The organism is Neolewinella persica DSM 23188, from assembly GCF_000373105.1.
GTDB lineage: Bacteria > Bacteroidota > Bacteroidia > Chitinophagales > Saprospiraceae > Neolewinella > Neolewinella persica.
Genome location: NZ_KB890497.1, coordinates 81,849 through 99,951 on the forward strand (window position 1 = coordinate 81,849; position 18,103 = coordinate 99,951).

The window sequence follows — 18,103 nt, forward strand, 5'->3', positions numbered from 1 at the left end:
TGAAAGTTTAATTATTTTCCCCTAACTTTGTCGTGTCACCAACCCCTAATGACATGGCTACCCACACTTTTCTTTTCGACGATGCCTGCCCGATGTGCAAAGGTTACACGGGTGTTTTTACCGGTTTAAACTGGAGTGAACGAAGGGCCTTCAGTAAGCTAAAAGCTGGAGATATCCCTAACCTGGACCTGGATCGTGGTCGCCACGAAATTCCGCTGTATAACGCCGAAACCGGAGAGGTTCGCTACGGCCTGGAGGCGATGACCACCGTTATTGGCAATGCTTTGCCGCACCTGAAACCCCTGATTCGCAGTCGCTTTTTCATTACTGCGCTGAAACCCCTTTACTGGTTGATTACTTACAACCGCCGCGTTATTGCGGGCACGAAACCTCCAAAGGAGGGCTTTGATTGCGCGCCAGATTATCACGTTGGTTGGCGGTTGGCTTACCTGTGCCTGATGACCTCCGCCATTCTTCTGCTGGGGCTTCCTGATGTTCCGTTATTGATTGGCTTTGGTCTGGCTTTGGTTGCAGGTCTGCTGCTTCACCGGGATCGGCTGACTTTTCTTGGTCATTTTGTTACGGTCGTTTTTATGGCCACCATTTTGCTGGCAGTGGTACCCGGAGTGGGTGCGGTAGTCCTTGCTTATGGCGTGTCTTTAATTGAGGGATGGCGTAGACTTTAAATCTCCAGTGCTTTGTCTAGCTTGAGGTTGGCACAATCTGCGGCAGCTTTTTCCAACTGACTGCGTTGCTTGGATTCTCAGTTCACTGCGTAACTGCTTCGCAGTAGCTACGGCTAAACTCCGTTCAAGCTCTTTTTTATCTGAAAAAACCCACCTGCACCTTGCACGCAAAATCAAACTTGACAAAGCGCTAGCCGTCCGACAAACTTTTGTCCGGCTGCGCCAGACCAAAAGAATTTGTCGGACGGCAGCCCGTCTTATGGATAATGGTAGACCCCGAATGCGAAAACTTAAACCCCTTTCTTAAGTACTTCCTTTCTAATGAAAAACCTAACCAAATACGGTTGGCTATTCTCCGCCGTAACCCTAATTGCCGGATTTCTATGCCTTCATTTTGGCCTGGTCAATTACGGCACGACCTTCTTCGTCATTTTCCCTTTAGCGGTAGGTTTCTCCATCGGAACGCACGATACACCAGCCCAACGTGGATGGATCTCCCTGGTGTTGGCACTGCTCATCTTCTTCGGTTTTTTGTTGGCCGGTGCGCTGGAAGGTCTGATCTGCGTAGCGATGGCGCTCCCTATTTATCTGATCGCCATGGGCATTGGTTATTTGATTCAGCGTAGTCGTAAGCGTCGTAAGCCTCTGGATATTTCGGACCACCTGATCAATTCTCTGAGCCCGTTGGTTGTTCTGCTGGTGCTTAACCCGGTAGAGCAGGCGCTGATGCCGGAGCCTGGTTTGGTGGAGATAGAAACCTCGGTATTGCTGCCTTACGAAGCTGACCTTGTCTTCGATCAGGTTAAGCAAATGGATAAACTCGACGCGGAGAAGCCCTGGGGCATCTGGCTTGGCCTCCCTGCACCGTATCGTTGCATCCTGGAGGCAGATACCATTGGTGCTAAACGCCACTGTCTTTTCGACAATGGTTCCATCATCGCCGAGATCACCCGCTACGAGAAAGGTAAAGTGCTGGAAATGGATGTGGTGGATTATAGCCTGACCGGTCGGGAGTGGTTCCATTTTGTAGATGCCACCTACACCTTTGAGCGCCAGGAAGGGCAGACGAAGATTACCCGTACGAGTTCCTATAAATCGGTACTATATCCCCGGCTTTACTGGAAGCCGCTGGAAGGGTGGGGGATTGCGCAGGAACATAAGTTTGTGTTGGCCAGCTTGCGTAAGAATCTGGAAGAAATGTCGGCCGATTAAAGACCTTGCTACTTAATCCCATTTCCTTGCACCCGCGGCCCCGCCTAATCATCTAAATAGAAATCAAACGTAGCCAGGCGGCTCTTCAATTCTGTCTTTTTATAATTGGCGAAAACGGTAATTTCAACGAGGGCAGATATCCGTAGGTGATCCGGAGTAAACTGATCAATGTGCCAATAAGCCGTTGGTTCGCAGCCACCATTAAGTTCCAGCCACCGCTTATCTGCCGATATTTTATACAACCCATGCCGGATGATCCGTTCACCGGCGAAGAGTGAAAAGCGGTAGTTCGGTTCAAAGTTCAGCCCCAACTGGCCCAGGTCTTCTGGCAAAAAATAGGCCCTGTTGGCCATCGCTTCATTTTCAACGATGATGGTGTAATCCTGCAAACTATCTTCCCGGCTCATAATCAGGTCAACGTAAACCTGAAGGCTATCGGCATCTGCCGGAGACCAGGGCTTCGTTAGCTGGTACCGCAGCTCTCCTTCATTAATCAGTTGGAAAAACCGATCGCTTTCAGCGGTTGAAAAAGCACGCTCCGGAACGATCAGTCGTTCTGATTTCCAGACGTCATCCGGCGTAGTGGTGGAAAACTGCCTTCCGTAAAGATGTTGGTTTTTTACGGAGTCAACCAAAGTGATCAACCCAAAACCTCCTTGCCAAAATTGCAAAATAGGTTGTCCAAACCGCCGGCACACTGCCCAGCCATCCTGGTTGTGCTGTAGCCTGATGTCATTCTTCGTAGCTCCTTCACCAAAGCACCGCACTTTAAAGTAATTCTGGTTGATGAATTCTTCAATAACCGTGGCCCCTAAATAAACTTCCTGGTGTGGCCCTTCTGCTTGCTCCAGTAAAGTCCGGCCGATGAGCATCTCATCGACCAGGATGTTATCGGTTACCCGCATGGGGATTGCCCGAATGGGAGCTTTTGCACCGGGGCGTTGAAAAGACCACAATTGATCCGTTTTTACGTAGAGGAAAGTGTCTTGACCAATGTATAAAGTGTCTTTTTTTACCCGAATGAAGGAAACGGTGGAGCGGGTATACCCTGGCTCGAAAATCTCCAGGGAATCCCCGACCGACCGAAGGACAGTTCCTTTGCTGAAAACTAGAGACGGTTCTCCGGAGATAATTATCCATTCTGCAGTTGTTCCCAAATTTGTGTGTTCGTGTTCGCAACCTAAAATGATGCACGATAACAGCAACAACAAAAATCTTGAGACGGGCGACATACTTAGAAAGGGTAGGTGAACGAAAAGGTATAAGAACGAAATAGCTACACAACGCGTGCGTTACCCGCTACCCCGGCCCCTCTCCTCGGGAGGTGCAGTTTGCCCACAATTTCCCCGTTTCAAGTGTTCGGACCGATTGATGTGGGCAAACTACACCCTTGGTAGATAGGAGACGTTTCCAGTGGCTCATCTATCGAATTACCGGGAAGAATGGTTAAGATACTCCGACAACCCGATAACTTGACCAAAAAAAGCCCCGCCACAAAAAGTGACGGGGCTTTCTTTTTATCAAACAATGGTCGTGCTTAAGCAGCGGCCATCTGTGCTTCGATCTTGTCGATCAGTGCCTGCTTGGTGGTTACACCAACGTGCTTGTCAACAATTTCGCCATCCTTCAAAATAAGAATGGTGGGGATAGAACGAACGCCGAACTTCGCGCTGAGCTCAGAGTTTTCGTCTACGTCCACTTTAGCAATGAGTGCTTTACCGTCGTATTCGGTGGCCAATTCTTCGATGATGGGACCGATCATGCGGCAGGGACCACACCATTCTGCCCAGAAATCGACAACAGCGACGCCTTTTTTATCAAGTACGTTTTCCTGGAAGTTTGCATCAGTGAGCTCGAAAGCCATAGTTGTAATATTTTGTTTTTTGTGCAATGTGCACGGGAATACAACATCGGGTCGCAATCTTGGTTGAATTGCCAGACAAAATCCCTTTATAAATTGACGCGAAACGACATCAAGCCTTACAAAAGTATCTCTTTTTTATCCTGGTGGCCATTGCTTGTGCTGTCTATTTTGTTGGTAATCAGGTTGTTATTGCCAGCGGCGACTATCGAGGCTGTTTATAGCAGGGGCATCTTTGTCGGAGTCCGGAATTTATGGGATTTTTTCCTTCCCCGCTTGCCAGTACCGCTTTTCTACCTGTTTTGGGCAGGGGTAATTTGGTGGATTTGGGCGACGGCGCGCAGGTGCAGGAAATGGTTTAAAGAAGCAGGGAGCTGGTCGGCCTGGGGTAAACTCGGTCGGCGAATTCTTAATTCGGTCGCCCTTTTGATCTCAATTTTCTTGCTGGGGTGGGGCTTCAACTACGGTAGGGTAGAGGTGAGCGAGAAGATTGGCTTCGAACTCTATCAACCTACGCTCGATGAGCTCCGCGAGCGGGTTTACACTGAAGCCCGGGAGTTAGCCGCGCTTCGGAGACAGATCTCCAACGATACCGTCGCGCTTACGGCAGCTGCGTTGCCCGCCAATCTTGAAAACGCCGTTCGGCCATTATTGATCGCTGCCCTGCAAAAGCATGGGTACCCCACGCCTGGTCATCCGCGCGCCCGGCAGCTGAAGCCAAAAGGTGTCTTACTTCGGCTGGGCACCGCTGGTGTCTATTGGCCCTGGGCGGGAGAAGGAAACATCGATGCAGGCTTGCACCCTCTGCAAAAACCCGCCGTCATGGCCCACGAACTGTCCCACGCCTATGGCTTTGGCGACGAAGGCACCTGCACGTTCTGGGCCTGGCTCGCCGGCCAGGAAACCAACGACCCGGTGCTGACTTACGCCTTCAAACTGGCGTACTGGCGGCGCATTGCCGGCCGGCTCCGGCAGCAGGAACCCGACGCCTACTGGGCCTGGAGGGCCGAATCCCTCGCCCCCGGTATTCGCAACGACCTGCAGGCCATCTACGATAACTCCGAAATGTATAAGGACATCGCTCCCGTGATTCGTGACGTTACCTACGACACTTACCTGAAAGCACAGGGGATTCATGAAGGGCTGTTGAATTATGGCAAGGTGGTGCGAATGGTGGAAGGGTATTTGGTGGATTCCCGGTAAAAGACTTTTAGTCCGACGGCGAACGGCGCCGAAGGCTCCCGGAGCGTATGTTTTTATTAGCTTTGGGGAGTAGCATCGGCCAAAGTCGCTGCGCTCCCTTGTCCGACTCGGACTGAAAGTCCCCGACCATAGAATATGCTCCGCGCTAACCTCCTAACTCTTTTTATCGCCCTGGTCTGGCTAGCCAACGGCCTCTTTGCCAAAGTCCTCAACCTGGTGCCCCGCCATACCGAAATTGTGGCCAGTATCCTGGGAGAGGCATACGCCCGCCCGCTGACGATACTGATCGGCTGCTCAGAAATGGCTATGGCCATTTGGATTTGGCTTGATCGGCAGCGAAGACCTACTGCAGTTTTACAGATGGCCATTATCCTGACCATGAATACGTTGGAAAGCCTGCTGGTGCCTGATCTTTTACTTTGGGGTTACTTCAATCCAGTGTTTGCGGTGTTATTTTGCGGACTGATCTGGTACCATGGTTTCCGGGTTAAAGAATTGTATGAACCTGCTTAAATGTCACCCTTTCGCGGTAGAAACCTTTTTCCGGCAATCGCTGGTCCTGACCTTCGCGCTGCCAGTGGAGCAGCTGGCGGCTTTGTTGCCGCCGCCATTCACTCCCGATGTTTTTGAGGATCGCTACGCTTTCGTTGCCGTGGCGATGGTGCAAACGGAGAAGCTTCGCCCAAAAGGCTTTCCACGCTTCCTGGGCAACGATTTTTTTCTGAGTGGCTACCGGATTTTCTCCCGCTATACCAATCAGGCGGGGAAGCGACTACGAGGATTGTACATCCTGGAGTCTCAAACGGATAGCCGGAAGATGCAATTTATGGGGAACCTGATGACGCACTACAACTACTCGCTGATTGAGGTAGCGCAGCATCGCTCGGGGGAATTACTTGCGGAAGATGATGCCAAGGAGGGGGAGGAAGTTCCCTTTTACGAAGTTTCTAGCCCGACTGCCGGGTTCGACGTCAGAGTCAGGTACGAAGACCAACCGGCCTTGCCCGCCGGTTCTCCTTTTGCCGACTGGAAGCAGGCCCGTCGTTTTGCGGGGCCGTTGCCCTTTACGCTTACCTACGACGCGGCTGCCGGGCAGGTGCTCATCGTTCAGGGAGTACGACAAAACTGGAAGCCACGGCCGGTGGCCGTAGAGAAATTGGTCTTGCCCTGGCTGGAGCAACGCGGCTTCGGGAACGCGGTATTAGCCAGTGCCTTTGTGGTTGAGAACATTCCGTATTACTGGAAAAAGGGCATCATAGAAAATTGGCAACCATGAGGCAACCATTTCAGGGAGTAAGCAACATTGTCAGATTCAACTGGCACTTTTACCTCATTGCAGTGGTGGGCGTTTCCCTCGGTCTGTGGTTTGCGTCCTGGCTGGGTGGCTGGTGGTTCGTGGCTGGCCTTTGTCTGGCCTTTGGGGCGGTAGCTACCATGGTTATCTCACTGATTGTTTCGTGGTACATCTATGACCGGTCAGACCTCTATCGGCTGACCTGGTTGCCTGACCTGCAACCAGGCTCCCAAATTGTCAACATCCATGCGGGATTTGACGAAACCAGTGGTTTACTCACTAAGCGCTATCCTGAAGCGAGCCTACAGGTGTTTGATTTCTATGATCCGGAGCTTCATACCGAGATCTCCATCAAGCGGGCACGCGAAGCTTATGCGCCACACCCTGGTACGATGGCCGTTTCCACTACGGATATGCCATTAAAGGATGGTTCCGTTGACGTAATCTTTTTGCTACTGGCTGCCCATGAGATCAGAAATGCTGCCGAGCGGACGCAGTTCTTTGCCCTGCTGCGCCAGGCGCTGAAACCGGGTGGACGAATCATCGTCACCGAACACCTGCGGGACCCGGCCAACTTTTTGGCTTACACCGTCGGCGCTTTTCACTTCCTTGCCCACGAGGATTGGCGGCGAACCTTCGAGGGCGCTGCTTTGGCTGTTGTTGAAGAAAAAAAGCTAACGCCTTTTCTGACGACTTTTACCCTAGTTGCGTATGCTGATCCATCTTAATCTTATTGGAGCTCTTTTGGCAGTGCTCTCCGTCTTACACGCTTTCATTCCCGGTTATCTTAACTGGAAGCGAGACTTGCAGCCCCTGAGTCTGATGAACCGGCAAATGATGCAGACGCACATGATCTTTATCGCCATCACCGTTTTTGGGATCGGTCTGCTTTGCCTCACTTCAGCGCCGGAGCTTATCGGTACGCCACTGGGGCGCAAAATCGCGCTGGGGCTCTCTGTTTTTTGGGCGCTCCGACTGATCTTCCAGTTCTTTGTCTACTCCTCAGAACTATGGAAAGGGAAGAAATTTGAAACTTTCATTCACGTCATCGCCGTTGGGTTCTGGATTTACATGATGGTGGTGTTTGGGATGGTGGGGTTAGCGCTAAACTAGAATTGGAGTTAGGGTGATGAGCGTTTCGTCAGTATCAGAATTTACAATGTACAATTCAAGGTGTACCATTTGTAATTGCCTTGTAGCATGTGTGGGCTGCTTGGCGGGAAATCCTGAATTGTACATCGTAAATTCAGACCCCGCCAAATCTGAGCATATTATGAAAGAAATTATATTGATGCGTTTCTTTCTTCTCGTCGCGATATTGCTTCTGATTGGATGCAATGATAGAGTAGATGACAGTGAAGTTTTCGAAGAGGAAGAAGTCATCCCTAGTACTATTCACCGCACCGATCAACCCGTCGAGGTTGGCATGCCGCAAATCTCACAAGTAGCGGTACCCGCCCAGGCCGAACCTCCTGTACTCGGTAAAATATTGGTTGGTGACTTCAATGGAGATCAGCTGAATGATACCCTTCTGAGTGTAAGTCGAGGAAGACTCGCTGGTTATTTGACGATACTGTCAGGGAATAAAGTATCAGACACCTTAGGCTTAGGAAGGGAATATGGCTCGTTGTTCAATGATTTTAGCTGGGTAGATTCCTCTAGAATTGTTAGCCCAGGTATTTTCGAGGAAGTGACCTTCTCTGAAGATGGTGATGTTTTAGGCAGTAGGAAAGTTGAGGTGCAGTTTGATGCAATAGAACTCCTTGCTAGCGAGATTGGAGGGGGGATTCTTGCTTGGGAAAGTGATCGTGGGTGGTACTGGATTCATCAGGCAGACTGATAATGGGCCTCCGGCCGAAGGGCGCTCCGCGCACGAGCGGAAGCGCCTGCTTCGGCAACGCGACTGGGTCGCGGCCGGAAGAACCATGGGCCAATTATTGGCCTCCTTCGTCGAAACTATTTTGCATTGGTTAAGGATAGGGTTAACTTCTTTACCACACCAATACCCTAAAAGATGATACACGGCCCTTCTCGCATTTCCGGCCATTCTGGTACGGATAAAAAACACAAGAAAGCATTTACAAAATGGCGTAAATGGCAACGTGAAGACTCAATGACTTACGAAGGCGGCCGCGAAACTGCCCAGCGATCGGGTAGATACGTTAGTGAACATAAAAGGTCAGCTTCGGAGAGAAATTGGCTGATCATACTTGGGCTTCCAATTGTCCTTATTGCGTTGATCGGTGGTGCTTGGTTGCTTTATCATGCAGCAGGTGGTGTGTTATCTTCGATCGATCAGCCTGAAATATTGACGTTGCCTCCTCAGAATGATGTGCAACGACTACAGGCCTACCGATCCTATCAGAGGACGGCAAACAATAACCTTCAGAAAGGCGACTACGAGGAAGCCCGGGATAACTTTTACCTTGCACTGGAAATGGCACCCTTTAGCCAGACTGCTCGGAAAGGATTAGTCGAAGTCGTGGAGTACATCTGCGAAAAAGACCTGAATTACTGCGAGGAAGCATTGACGCAGCGTGACTACCTGAACAAAACAGTGCGGAGAAAGGAGCCTTAGGTAACCTCCCCTGCTCCTTAATACTTCTCCTCGCACCTGCGACCGCGCCAGAAAAGCATCTTATCAGTAGCCCGTAAAAGCCTTCGGCGTAAAATCTCCCATTAGCTATGCTGCTGCCTGCGGCGGTCCCTGATTCTCTCCTTCTCCATTTATTACCAACCAAGCCCTAAATTGTCCCCCAAAACCACCATGCTAAGATTACTACTCCCCCTGCTTTGTTGCTGCTTACTCACCTACTCCTGCCAGGAGAAAAGAGAAGTGGTTGAAGAAGTCAACATCGAAAAGGTCGTAGACGGAGACGCGGAACCCGGGCTGATGCACACGGTCTATTTCTGGTTGAACGATGACGTAGACGAAGCCTCCGCCGAAACCTTCGAAGCCGGGGTATGGAACCTGGAAGGCATTCCTTCCGTAAAACGGATGTTCTTCGGCCCGGCAGCGGGAACCCCCAGCCGGGATGTCACTGACAACTCCTTCGATTATGCGCTGATTCTTTGGTTCGACGATGTGGCTGGCCACGATGAATACCAAACGCACGCTATACACACCAAATTTGTCGAAGAGCAAGGCGCAAAATTTAAGAAAGTCCGGGTTCGCGATAACTTGTTGAGTGAGCGGTAAATAATAGTTGAAGCTTAATCTCAGGTAATTTTGACGGGATGTTAAGTGAAGAAACCAGGAAGGTATTATACCTGAATACTGCGCCCTGAATGCTTAACGCTGATCGCTGAAAACTGAGCCTTGGATACTTAATGCTGATCACTGAAAACTGACTTCAAAATACTGACCCCTGGCTGCTGACTTCCTATTTCTTCTTCCAGTCTTCTTCTTCATCGCGCTGTTCTACGCCATGGCGGGCTTTGGCGGTGGTTCCAGCTATTTGGCGGTGTTGGCACTGGCTACCTTACCCACGACCGAGATGCGGGCCATTGCGTTAGTCTGCAACATCATTGTAGCCGGAGGGGGCGTTTTCCATTTTGTCAGAGCTGGTGAAATGCCCTGGCGAAGAGCTTTGCCACTGGTGTTGTGCAGTGTGCCGGCAGCTTTTCTTGGCGGGAGGATAGCGTTGCCGCGCGAGCAATTTCTGGGGCTGCTCGGTGTCGTATTGCTGCTGGCCGGACTGGCGATGTGGTGGCGGACGGGAGTGGCAGCTACTAAGCCGGAGGAACAATCCGTGGAGCCAGAGAAGAAACAAGTAATCGGGAAGGAGGTTTCCTCAGGGCTGCTGGGTACCGTCCTGGGCTTCCTGGCGGGGCTGGTTAGCATCGGCGGCGGGATTTTCCTCAGCCCGGTACTCTTCCTGCAGCGCTGGGCCGCTGCCAGAGAAATTGCTGCGGTCACCAGTCTGTTCATTTTTGTGAATTCTGTGGCTGGGCTGGCCGGTCAATTTAGTAAAGGCATTGAGGTGACCTGGCAACTAATGGCTGCTTTGGCAATTACGGTTCTTATCGGAGGGCAGATCGGGACGCGGCTCACGCTGAGAAGACTATCGCCAACGGCGATCCGCAGGGTCGCAGCCGTATTGATCATCGTGGTAGGGCTACGATTGCTGGTACAGGTGTTTTGAGGTCGGCTGTCGCCGTCTTGTAAGTGCTACCTGCCAACGAAGTTGAGGTTGCCGGGGTTACGGACTTAGTGCCTATTAGCTACTTTATTAAACACAACTGATCTTTTTTCTGTCTATAAATAAAAAGCGTCTTATCTTTGCACGCTCTAAGACAAAACCGGTCGTCCCTTCCCGGGAGGAAACCGGTACTTAACTAATAAAGATAATTTGTCATTATGCCAGTACGTATTCGCCTCCAGCGCCACGGTCGTCGCAAGCGTCCCTTTTACCACATCGTAGCAGCTGATGCTCGCGCACCCCGCGACGGTAAGTTCATCGAGAAGCTCGGTACCTATAACCCAATGACGGTTCCTGCCACCATTGAGTTAGACCACATGGCTTCTTACAAGTGGATTATGAAAGGCGCCCAGCCTTCTGATACCGTTCGTGCCATCCTCCGTTTTAAAGGAGTAATGTACTTCAAGCACCTCATGCGCGGTGTTGAAAAAGGTGCCCTCACGCAAGAGGAAGCCAGCAAGAAGTTCCAGGAATGGATCGACGCAAAGGAAGGCAAAGTTGCCACCCGCCGCGAAGCAGAAGCTAAGAAGCAGGATGACCTCCTCGCGAAGATCTCCGGTACCGTTCCGGTCGTCAAAGCTCCAGCGCCCGTAGAGGTGGAAACGCCAGCAGCAGAAGCTGCTGCTGAAGAAGCCGCTCCCGTTGTAACGCCTACAAGCGCGCTCGATGCTGCCATCGCTGAAGCCGCAGGTGATACTGCCGCAGTAACGGAAGAAACCAAAAAAGCTGCCGCTAACGTGGCAGGTGAAGCCAAAGCCTCAGCCGAAGCCACGGAAGCTGCCGGTGAAGCCCTTGAGGCCGCCAGTGAAGCTACCGATGACGCTTCTGACGTTGTTGTAGACGCATAAGCCGTCCCGCTCCGGATTTCCGGAAACAACCTAACGATTACAAAGCCCCGCTTGCCATCTGGTAAGCGGGGCTTTTGTTTCAAGTCCTCAGTTTATCCAGTTGTCGAGTTATCTGGTTGTCCAGTTATCACAGGTTATCAGGTTATCGAGTTGTCGAATCGAGTTGTCCAGTTATCCAGGTTATCGGGCTTTGTCCGAAACATTTAGCCGCACTTTATAATTAGAAGTACCCGACAACCCGGTTTGACAACCCGACAACCTGACTCGATAACTCGATGTTGAAAATCGCCTTCTCTCCAATCTACCGTTACGACCTCCCGGCGAAACATCGCTTCCCAATGGACAAATACACTTTGCTACCTGAGCAACTGCTGTATGAAGGTACGATCACCGAGGATAATTTCTTCGCTCCGCAGCCACTGGCTGAGGAAGCTATCCTTCGGACGCATACACCGGAATATTGGGAGAAGCTAAAGACCAATTCCCTTAGCGTTAAAGAAGCCAGGGCTATCGGTTTCCCCATGCGGGAGGCACTGATCTCCCGTGGAAGGGTAATCGCACAAGGGACCCTCGACTGTGCCCGCCTGGCGCTTAACGGAGCGGGGGTAGCGCTCAATATCGCTGGCGGTACACATCACAGCTTTGCCGACCGGGGGGAGGGGTTCTGCGTCTTCAATGACATTGCCATCGCCGCCAACGAACTACTGTTTACCGGTGAAATACAAAAGGTGATGGTGATTGACCTGGACGTACACCAGGGTAACGGAACAGCCCACATCTTTGCAAATGAACCGCGGGTCTTTACGCTGAGTTTTCATGGCGCGAAAAACTACCCTAACCGTAAGCCACCGTCGGACCTCGACGTAGGTTTCCCAGACGGAACCACCGACAAAGATTACCTGGAAACCCTCTACAAAATGCTGCCCGATCTTTTGGATGCGGAGCTACCGGACCTGGTGTTTTTCCTGAGCGGTGTGGACATCCTGGCGTCAGATAAGCTGGGTCGACTGGCCGTTAGCCTTGCCGGTTGCCGGGAGCGGGATCGCTTCGTCTTCCAGTGCTGCAAGGATCGCGGCCTCCCCGTTGCCGTCTGTATGGGCGGTGGTTACAGCGAACGCCTGGCGACCATCATTGAGGCACACGCCAACACCTTCCGAATGGCCGATGCCGTTTTCTACTAAGCACCAGTGATCCATCGTATCTTGCACCTACAACTCCTCAATAGCGTTAATAGTCCAACAGACCAATAGCCTAAGCATGACCATAAGCATGACCAAACATACCCTGAAAAAACTGGAAACCCTGGCTAAGGAGCTGGGGTACAAGGTCAGGTACGAGAAAGGGAATTTTCAATCTGGCTATTGCCTGGTGGAGCATCAACGGGTAGCCATCGTCAACAAATTCTTTGACACAGAAGGAAGGATCAATGTGCTCTTAGATATTCTAAGCCAGTACCGGACCAGCGAGGGGGAAAGAAAGCCGGTGCTGGATGATACGTCTACAAAATTATGGAAAGACTTAAGGCCTTTCCTGGGGATTAAAGAGGATGAGGAAGAGTAGAACTTAGTTGATACTTGCCGGACGTTAATCAAAAAGCCGGCTTCCCCCAAGTGGGAGAAGCCGGCAAAGCAGTATAATTCAGACAAATTTCTTATTGATCGTCCAGACGTGGATCGAAGAATCGGACACTTGTCCATGGGACGTCCAATTGCTTAGATTTTTTCCATTTTCTGTTGCGGTCGTTCAGCAAAAAAGCATGGCGTTTCATGGCGGTTTCACCGCTCCTTCGCATGGTCCGGCTGATTTGTATCAGCTCCAGATTGGTATCAGCATTAAGGTTGGTCAGGTAGCTATCGAGTTGATCACATTTACCATTCAGGCATTTGCGGTAAGCGAGTGTCTTCAGGTGTTTGATCTTGTTTCCTCGAATGGCGAACATCTCCACCCGGCCGCTGGTCTGTCCCTCCATTCGTAGGATGTAAAGAGACTCATCAATACCCTTTACGGCCATGCTTCCGTAAAGTTTGGCATTCATTTTGTCTGCCATCCGCTGAAACTTGGCAGGGAGCAATGCTTTAGTCGTGCTACTTATGGGGGTCCCTCGCATCAGGTAGACTTCATCCGGGGCGATGTCAGGATCGACGTATACGTGGAGAAAGCCTACATTTTCTCCCGGGAAGCTGGCGTCAAATTCCTGAAGAGCCGGATTTTGGGGCCGGTTAGTTATGGGGTAAGCCTGGGTGGGATCAGCGGCCCGGTTGGGTGCCGGCTTGGCGTCCTGAGCAAAAGAAGATAGGCTGGCTAACAGTAGAATAAGTAGTGGGGTGATGTACTTGAACATGGTTATTTGATTTTCTATTAAAACGCAAGTGCCCCATGAGTAAGTTCGATCACTCTGTTAATTGACGTAATATAGATCGTTGATAACCAGATACTTTGTAGGAATTGACCGCAGGGATGTCTTCTCCGTCGTGTTTTGTCTCACCGGTTGTACGGACAGGCGCCTCTTTTCCGCTGAAGATAGCATAGACCAGGTGATCTCCCCGGTGCTCAACGCTGGACATCAGATAGGTGCCACCGATGGTGAATACACTTTGGTAAGTACTGCCCAGGTAGTAGCCATCGAGCAGGATGGTGTTCTTTTCGTCGCAAATCCAGTGATGTGGCCCATCAGGGCCTTGCACGATGTAGTAGTCGCGTTTGCCGGCAACTTTATCTTCTCCATAGATGATGGTATAGGTGTAGCTGGTGTCGGTAATTGGTAAAATGTGGAGCTCCATCGGGACAGTTTGACGAACGCCAGAAGGGCCGAAAATCTGTAGTTCCCCAGCCCATTTTCCGGTAAAATCCTGGGGGAAGGTGGGGAGTTTATCCGTTTGCGCATAGCAAAAGCAGGGAAGGATAAGTAACAGAAGGCTAAATAGGTGGCGCGGCCGCAGGTGCATGGAGGTGGTCTTTTGAGGAGCAAAGATAGGGAGGGTTGTTGCATTGGTTTCCCGGCTGTCTTGCTTGTTATAGAGTATTATTTCGTTAGTCAACGTAGGGAAAGTCAAAAAAGGGTGGGGTTTAGGAAAGATGGTTGTTCGAGGTTGAAATTGGGGATTCTGGTAGTAACTATTTAACCCAACCCGTACTTCTACGGAAGTACATTTTTTAGGATAGTGAAGTGGCTCAATCAACCCGTACTTCTACGGAAGTACATCTTTTAGGATAGTGTAGTGGCTCAATCAACCCGTACTTCTACGGAAGTACATTTCTGTAGTGAAGGGTGATGGCCTGGACCTTTCTTTATGACGACGGCAGTAATCCACCCGTTTCTATTCTTCCAAACTAAAAGACTTTGCTTTGAAGCACGTAGCCTGCCTGGCCCACGCCCAAGGCGCACGCAACTGAAACTATCGTACAAAGTACCGCATAAACTCCGCCTTCCTTCGCCTGCTTACGTCCAGGTGGTCACCGTTGGAGAGAATAACCACTCCGCCCTCACCTCTCTGGTAGGAGGTGACGTGGGAGATATTTACGAGGAAGGATTGGTGAATCCGGCAAAAGCCATTCCCGCTCAATAAGCGTTCGTATTCCTTCAGTGTTTTACTACTGAGCAACTCGGTCTTGTCTTCCAGGAAAAAGCGGGTGTAATTGATCTCTCCCCGCAGGTAAATGATGCTCGGTAGGGTAAGTACCCGAAACCCATTCACATCGGGCACCACCATACGGTTTTCCTCTCCCTGCCGGTTGGTCATGAAGGTTCGCAGTCGTTGATCCGCTGCCGGCCGGTTAGACTGCCGATCAAAAAAGCGGCGCAGTGTATCCCGTAAGTCGCTGATGCGAAGTGGCTTGAGCAAGTACCCCAGAGCCGCAAAATCGAATGCCCGAATGGCGTACTGGTTGTAAGCCGTAACAAAAATCACCTCGCCGGCGATGTTTGGTAGCCGGGCCAGAATGTCGAACCCAGTACCACTCTTCAGCTGAATGTCAAGAAAGATCAGGTCTGGTTGTAGTTGGCTGATCAACTTCGCACCGGCGTCTACGTCGTCCGCCTCTCCGACGATGTCGAAGGGATAAGGTTGCTCGCCCAACAGCTTTCGCATTAGGTCGCGGGCGTTGGATTCGTCGTCGATGATGACGGTACTGAAGGAGGAGATCAAGGGCGGAAGGTTGATGCGGTAAAAGGATATTCACTTTAGAAGAGTAGTAAGGCGGACCCACAAGAACGGAAAGATCCTTCCTAAAATCAAGCCAGAATGATTAATTGGCAGGGTCTGTTGATTACCCGGCATCTGTTAAAATAGACGTTCATCTAAAAAAATAGTTGTACATCTAAATATTTAGGCATAGCTTTGAGGCATGGAACCATTAACCCGAAAAGAAGAAGAAGTGCTCCGTATCCTTTTTAAGCTGGAACGTGCTTTCGTGAAGGACATCATTGCCGAGATGCCAGGAAAGAAGCCAGCCTATAGTACGGTCTCGACTTTCATTACCAACCTGATGAAGAAAGGCTACGTTGGCCATGAGGATTTTGGTAGCACGCACCGCTACTTTCCCCTGATTTCCAAAGAGCAGTTTTTTCAGAAAGACCTCAAGCGGGTCGTCTCTGATTTCTTTGGTGATAGCCACAAGGCCCTGGTCTCCCACTTCGCCCGCAACAAGAAACTAAGTCGTGAGGACCTGGAGGACATCCTCCGGATGATCGACGAGCAGGAATGACCTTCTTTCAGCTGCCTTTAGGCAGCTGTACCTCAACCATCAGGTTGAGCAGTTATGGTCTACAGTAAAAATAAGTACCTAAGTCTTTACCTAAATCACACCAAATGTCTACTTTATTAACCGCCTCCATCCTCCTCCTGCTCCTCTGGCCCGCCTACGCGGTCTTACTGCGGTACTCCGACCGCTATGCCCTCAACCGCTTCCTGTTGGTGCTGGCGATGGTAGCCGTTTGTGCTTTGCCATTTGTATCTCTGGAGAGTCCGGCTCCGGCCATTACACAAAGTCTGCAAGGAACGATTGAGTACGTTGAGCAGACTACCTACCAGTCGCCGACGGTTGTGCCAAATGAGGAGATGTTGACCGTTAGTACTGATTTAGCCAAGCCCGACAGTATAGTGGAACGGTCAGTAGAAAGGGGCGAGATTACGACCTTTATCTATCTGGGTGGGGTAGGGCTACTGCTGTTACTGCTGGGCGTGCGCCTGCTATTTCTACTTTCTCTGCACCTGCGTTCTCGCCAAAGTAGTAATGGCCAATACCGACTGTTGCACGATGGAGTAACTTCCGGACAGGCTTTTACCTTCGGGAAATTCCTTTACTTCAGCGCTGATGTGGTCAGTGGTCCGGACTTTGACCATGTGCTCGCCCACGAGCGGGTACATGCCCGGCAGGGGCACTCCCTGGACATCTTCCTGAGCGAACTATTTCTGTGCATATTTTGGTTCCATCCCACCGCCTGGTGGCTGCGCGCCAAAATGCGTGCTAACCTGGAATTCCTGGTCGACAATGCCGTCATCTCCGCCGGCGCCGATCGGAGAGACTACCAGCTGGCGCTAGTGCGCCAGAGCCAGGCCACCCACGGCCTTGCCCTCACGCTTCCCTTTTCCGAACCAAGCCTTAAGAGCCGGATCACACGGATGACGGGAATGTCCGAATATCGCATAATAAGCTTAATTGCTACGGTAGCACTCCTGTTTTGGTTGGGGGTAGCCGCGATGGTGGTGAAAGGGAGCGAGGCTGAAACCAAGTACAACACTTTCCAGTTTGATGACGTCACGCTCAAAGGTCAAAGCAGTCCCATCTCCGCGACGGAATTCCTGTACACTACCTACTTTACGGAATCCATTCCCGAGGAGATCAACAGTTTCGAGCTCTACTTCCGGCGACTCCCCACGCCAGATGAGTACCTGCAGATCAAATCTATTCTACAACGGATTCCGCATACCAATTTCAGTATTTACGAACCGTGCAACGGTGCGCCCGGGACTTACCTGATGCAACTGAGTCATTACCTGAAACAGGAGGCTGTCTTCCGCAACCCGCTGCGGGAAGGAGATTTGTTACCGCACCACTTCCTCTTTTCGCTGACAAAACGGATTACTACCCAACCAATTCCGGCTGACCTGCCATTGGAATCCTTCGGATATTATAATCCGGCAGTTGTCAGTACAGCTTTTGAGATCAAAGAAACTGATAACGGCATGGAGTACTTCGATGGTGTCAGGACTTTACCGGTCACGAATGGTAGTCCTGCGGAGGGGAAACAGTACTATGCACAAACCGCGACTGCTGAATTAGCTGAGGAAGAACTGGCAGTGTTCATCAACGGCGAACGGTTTAATCTTCTGCCTAAGCCGGAAGTGAAATTTGAGGACGGTATGCAGTTTGCCGGTTACGCCGCTAAGAATATGTGGATGGGAGTGGAAGGTAATGCAACCGACCCGAATGCTTTGCCGAGTAGCCTTGGGCAAATGCCAGTACGAACGGTTATGCCTCCCAATGCGCGTATGGCTTGTTTGCTGGGGATGGAAGGCAGTCCGAAAGGGATGGTACGCAGAATTGTAGACCTTGGTCTCCGTAGCCCCGGAGATTATGCCCGGGCATTTGTTGAGAGTATGGCTAAAGTAAATTATATGGCTAATGCTCCGGTGGACAGAACCGAAGTGTACCTCAATGACGAACTGATCAGTTTAACCAGACTATCGGAAATGGACTTTCCGGAAGGAACTTTTGTCCAGACCGGCTGGAACGAAAATGTAAATAACGGGCCTTATGTGATTCAAGTTATCACTGATTAGAAGCCGCGTTGAACA

The 18,103-nt window shown here is 50.9% G+C and carries 21 protein-coding genes; 16 read left to right on the plus strand and 5 right to left on the minus strand.

The window, feature by feature from the left end; translation table 11 throughout:
* Nucleotides 1-53 precede the first annotated feature (53 nt).
* On the plus strand, nucleotides 54-686 hold the full coding sequence (locus B036_RS32760) for a hypothetical protein (protein ID WP_020571849.1): 633 nt from the start codon (nucleotides 54-56) through the stop codon (nucleotides 684-686).
* A 321-nt stretch (nucleotides 687-1,007) separates the two neighbouring features.
* A complete protein-coding gene (locus B036_RS31365) occupies nucleotides 1,008-1,898 on the plus strand; it encodes a hypothetical protein (protein WP_020571850.1) in 891 nt (296 codons plus the stop codon).
* A 44-nt stretch (nucleotides 1,899-1,942) separates the two neighbouring features.
* Here the strand turns inward: B036_RS31365 and B036_RS0127010 are convergent, their stop codons facing one another.
* Both B036_RS0127010 and trxA read right to left on the minus strand, forming a co-directional pair.
* The gene (locus B036_RS0127010; protein WP_020571851.1) at nucleotides 1,943-3,055 is read right to left on the minus strand and encodes a hypothetical protein; all 1,113 of its coding nucleotides are present in this window, start codon (nucleotides 3,053-3,055) and stop codon (nucleotides 1,943-1,945) included.
* A 380-nt stretch (nucleotides 3,056-3,435) separates the two neighbouring features.
* Nucleotides 3,436-3,762: a thioredoxin gene (gene trxA / locus B036_RS34055; protein WP_020571852.1), complete on the minus strand. Its 327-nt coding sequence runs from the start codon at nucleotides 3,760-3,762 to the stop codon at nucleotides 3,436-3,438.
* Between the two features lie 156 nt (nucleotides 3,763-3,918).
* On the opposite strand from trxA, the gene B036_RS0127020 reads away from it, so the two are divergent.
* The 12 genes from B036_RS0127020 to B036_RS0127075 all read left to right on the plus strand — a co-directional run bounded on the left by B036_RS0127020 (nucleotide 3,919) and on the right by B036_RS0127075 (nucleotide 12,866).
* Nucleotides 3,919-4,962 (plus strand): DUF3810 family protein, encoded by a 1,044-nt coding sequence (locus B036_RS0127020; protein WP_245557521.1) that lies wholly within the window; start codon nucleotides 3,919-3,921, stop codon nucleotides 4,960-4,962.
* 135 nt (nucleotides 4,963-5,097) lie between these two features.
* On the plus strand, nucleotides 5,098-5,475 hold the full coding sequence (locus B036_RS0127025) for a DoxX-like family protein (protein WP_020571854.1): 378 nt from the start codon (nucleotides 5,098-5,100) through the stop codon (nucleotides 5,473-5,475).
* A complete protein-coding gene (locus B036_RS0127030; RefSeq protein ID WP_020571855.1) occupies nucleotides 5,462-6,238 on the plus strand; it encodes a DUF2071 domain-containing protein in 777 nt (258 codons plus the stop codon). The genes B036_RS0127025 and B036_RS0127030 overlap by 14 nt, the downstream gene beginning before the upstream one ends.
* Nucleotides 6,235-6,984: a class I SAM-dependent methyltransferase gene (locus B036_RS0127035; RefSeq protein WP_020571856.1), complete on the plus strand. Its 750-nt coding sequence runs from the start codon at nucleotides 6,235-6,237 to the stop codon at nucleotides 6,982-6,984. Before B036_RS0127030 ends, B036_RS0127035 begins: the two co-directional genes overlap by 4 nt.
* Complete coding sequence (locus B036_RS0127040) at nucleotides 6,968-7,369, plus strand: hypothetical protein (protein WP_020571857.1); 402 nt, start codon at nucleotides 6,968-6,970, stop codon at nucleotides 7,367-7,369. Before B036_RS0127035 ends, B036_RS0127040 begins: the two co-directional genes overlap by 17 nt.
* Before the next feature lie 160 nt (nucleotides 7,370-7,529).
* Complete coding sequence (locus tag B036_RS0127045; RefSeq protein WP_026232393.1) at nucleotides 7,530-8,096, plus strand: hypothetical protein; 567 nt, start codon at nucleotides 7,530-7,532, stop codon at nucleotides 8,094-8,096.
* Nucleotides 8,097-8,270: 174 nt separating this feature from the next.
* Nucleotides 8,271-8,834, plus strand: coding sequence for a hypothetical protein (locus B036_RS0127050; protein ID WP_020571859.1), 564 nt, complete (start codon nucleotides 8,271-8,273; stop codon nucleotides 8,832-8,834).
* Nucleotides 8,835-9,023: 189 nt separating this feature from the next.
* On the plus strand, nucleotides 9,024-9,455 hold the full coding sequence (locus B036_RS31370; RefSeq protein ID WP_052334011.1) for a Dabb family protein: 432 nt from the start codon (nucleotides 9,024-9,026) through the stop codon (nucleotides 9,453-9,455).
* A 169-nt stretch (nucleotides 9,456-9,624) separates the two neighbouring features.
* Nucleotides 9,625-10,401, plus strand: coding sequence for a sulfite exporter TauE/SafE family protein (locus tag B036_RS0127060; RefSeq protein ID WP_026232394.1), 777 nt, complete (start codon nucleotides 9,625-9,627; stop codon nucleotides 10,399-10,401).
* Between the two features lie 215 nt (nucleotides 10,402-10,616).
* The gene (rpsP, locus tag B036_RS34680; protein ID WP_020571862.1) at nucleotides 10,617-11,306 is read left to right on the plus strand and encodes a 30S ribosomal protein S16; all 690 of its coding nucleotides are present in this window, start codon (nucleotides 10,617-10,619) and stop codon (nucleotides 11,304-11,306) included.
* Between the two features lie 275 nt (nucleotides 11,307-11,581).
* On the plus strand, nucleotides 11,582-12,487 hold the full coding sequence (locus B036_RS0127070) for a histone deacetylase family protein (RefSeq protein WP_020571863.1): 906 nt from the start codon (nucleotides 11,582-11,584) through the stop codon (nucleotides 12,485-12,487).
* An 88-nt stretch (nucleotides 12,488-12,575) separates the two neighbouring features.
* A complete protein-coding gene (locus B036_RS0127075; RefSeq protein ID WP_157472503.1) occupies nucleotides 12,576-12,866 on the plus strand; it encodes a hypothetical protein in 291 nt (96 codons plus the stop codon).
* A gap of 91 nt (nucleotides 12,867-12,957) precedes the next feature.
* Here the strand turns inward: B036_RS0127075 and B036_RS0127080 are convergent, their stop codons facing one another.
* The 3 genes from B036_RS0127080 to B036_RS0127090 form a co-directional block, all read right to left on the minus strand.
* The gene (locus tag B036_RS0127080; RefSeq protein ID WP_020571865.1) at nucleotides 12,958-13,647 is read right to left on the minus strand and encodes a hypothetical protein; all 690 of its coding nucleotides are present in this window, start codon (nucleotides 13,645-13,647) and stop codon (nucleotides 12,958-12,960) included.
* Nucleotides 13,648-13,696: 49 nt separating this feature from the next.
* Nucleotides 13,697-14,344: a hypothetical protein gene (locus tag B036_RS0127085; RefSeq protein WP_020571866.1), complete on the minus strand. Its 648-nt coding sequence runs from the start codon at nucleotides 14,342-14,344 to the stop codon at nucleotides 13,697-13,699.
* Between the two features lie 357 nt (nucleotides 14,345-14,701).
* Nucleotides 14,702-15,451 carry a LytR/AlgR family response regulator transcription factor gene (locus B036_RS0127090; RefSeq protein ID WP_020571867.1) on the minus strand — a complete coding sequence of 250 codons (750 nt, stop codon included), beginning with the start codon at nucleotides 15,449-15,451 and terminating at the stop codon, nucleotides 14,702-14,704.
* A 199-nt stretch (nucleotides 15,452-15,650) separates the two neighbouring features.
* Here B036_RS0127090 and B036_RS0127095 point away from each other — a divergent pair, with 199 nt between their 5' ends.
* Both B036_RS0127095 and B036_RS0127100 read left to right on the plus strand, forming a co-directional pair.
* Nucleotides 15,651-16,010: a BlaI/MecI/CopY family transcriptional regulator gene (locus B036_RS0127095; RefSeq protein ID WP_020571868.1), complete on the plus strand. Its 360-nt coding sequence runs from the start codon at nucleotides 15,651-15,653 to the stop codon at nucleotides 16,008-16,010.
* A gap of 104 nt (nucleotides 16,011-16,114) precedes the next feature.
* On the plus strand, nucleotides 16,115-18,088 hold the full coding sequence (locus B036_RS0127100; protein ID WP_020571869.1) for a M56 family metallopeptidase: 1,974 nt from the start codon (nucleotides 16,115-16,117) through the stop codon (nucleotides 18,086-18,088).
* Nucleotides 18,089-18,103 lie beyond the last annotated feature (15 nt).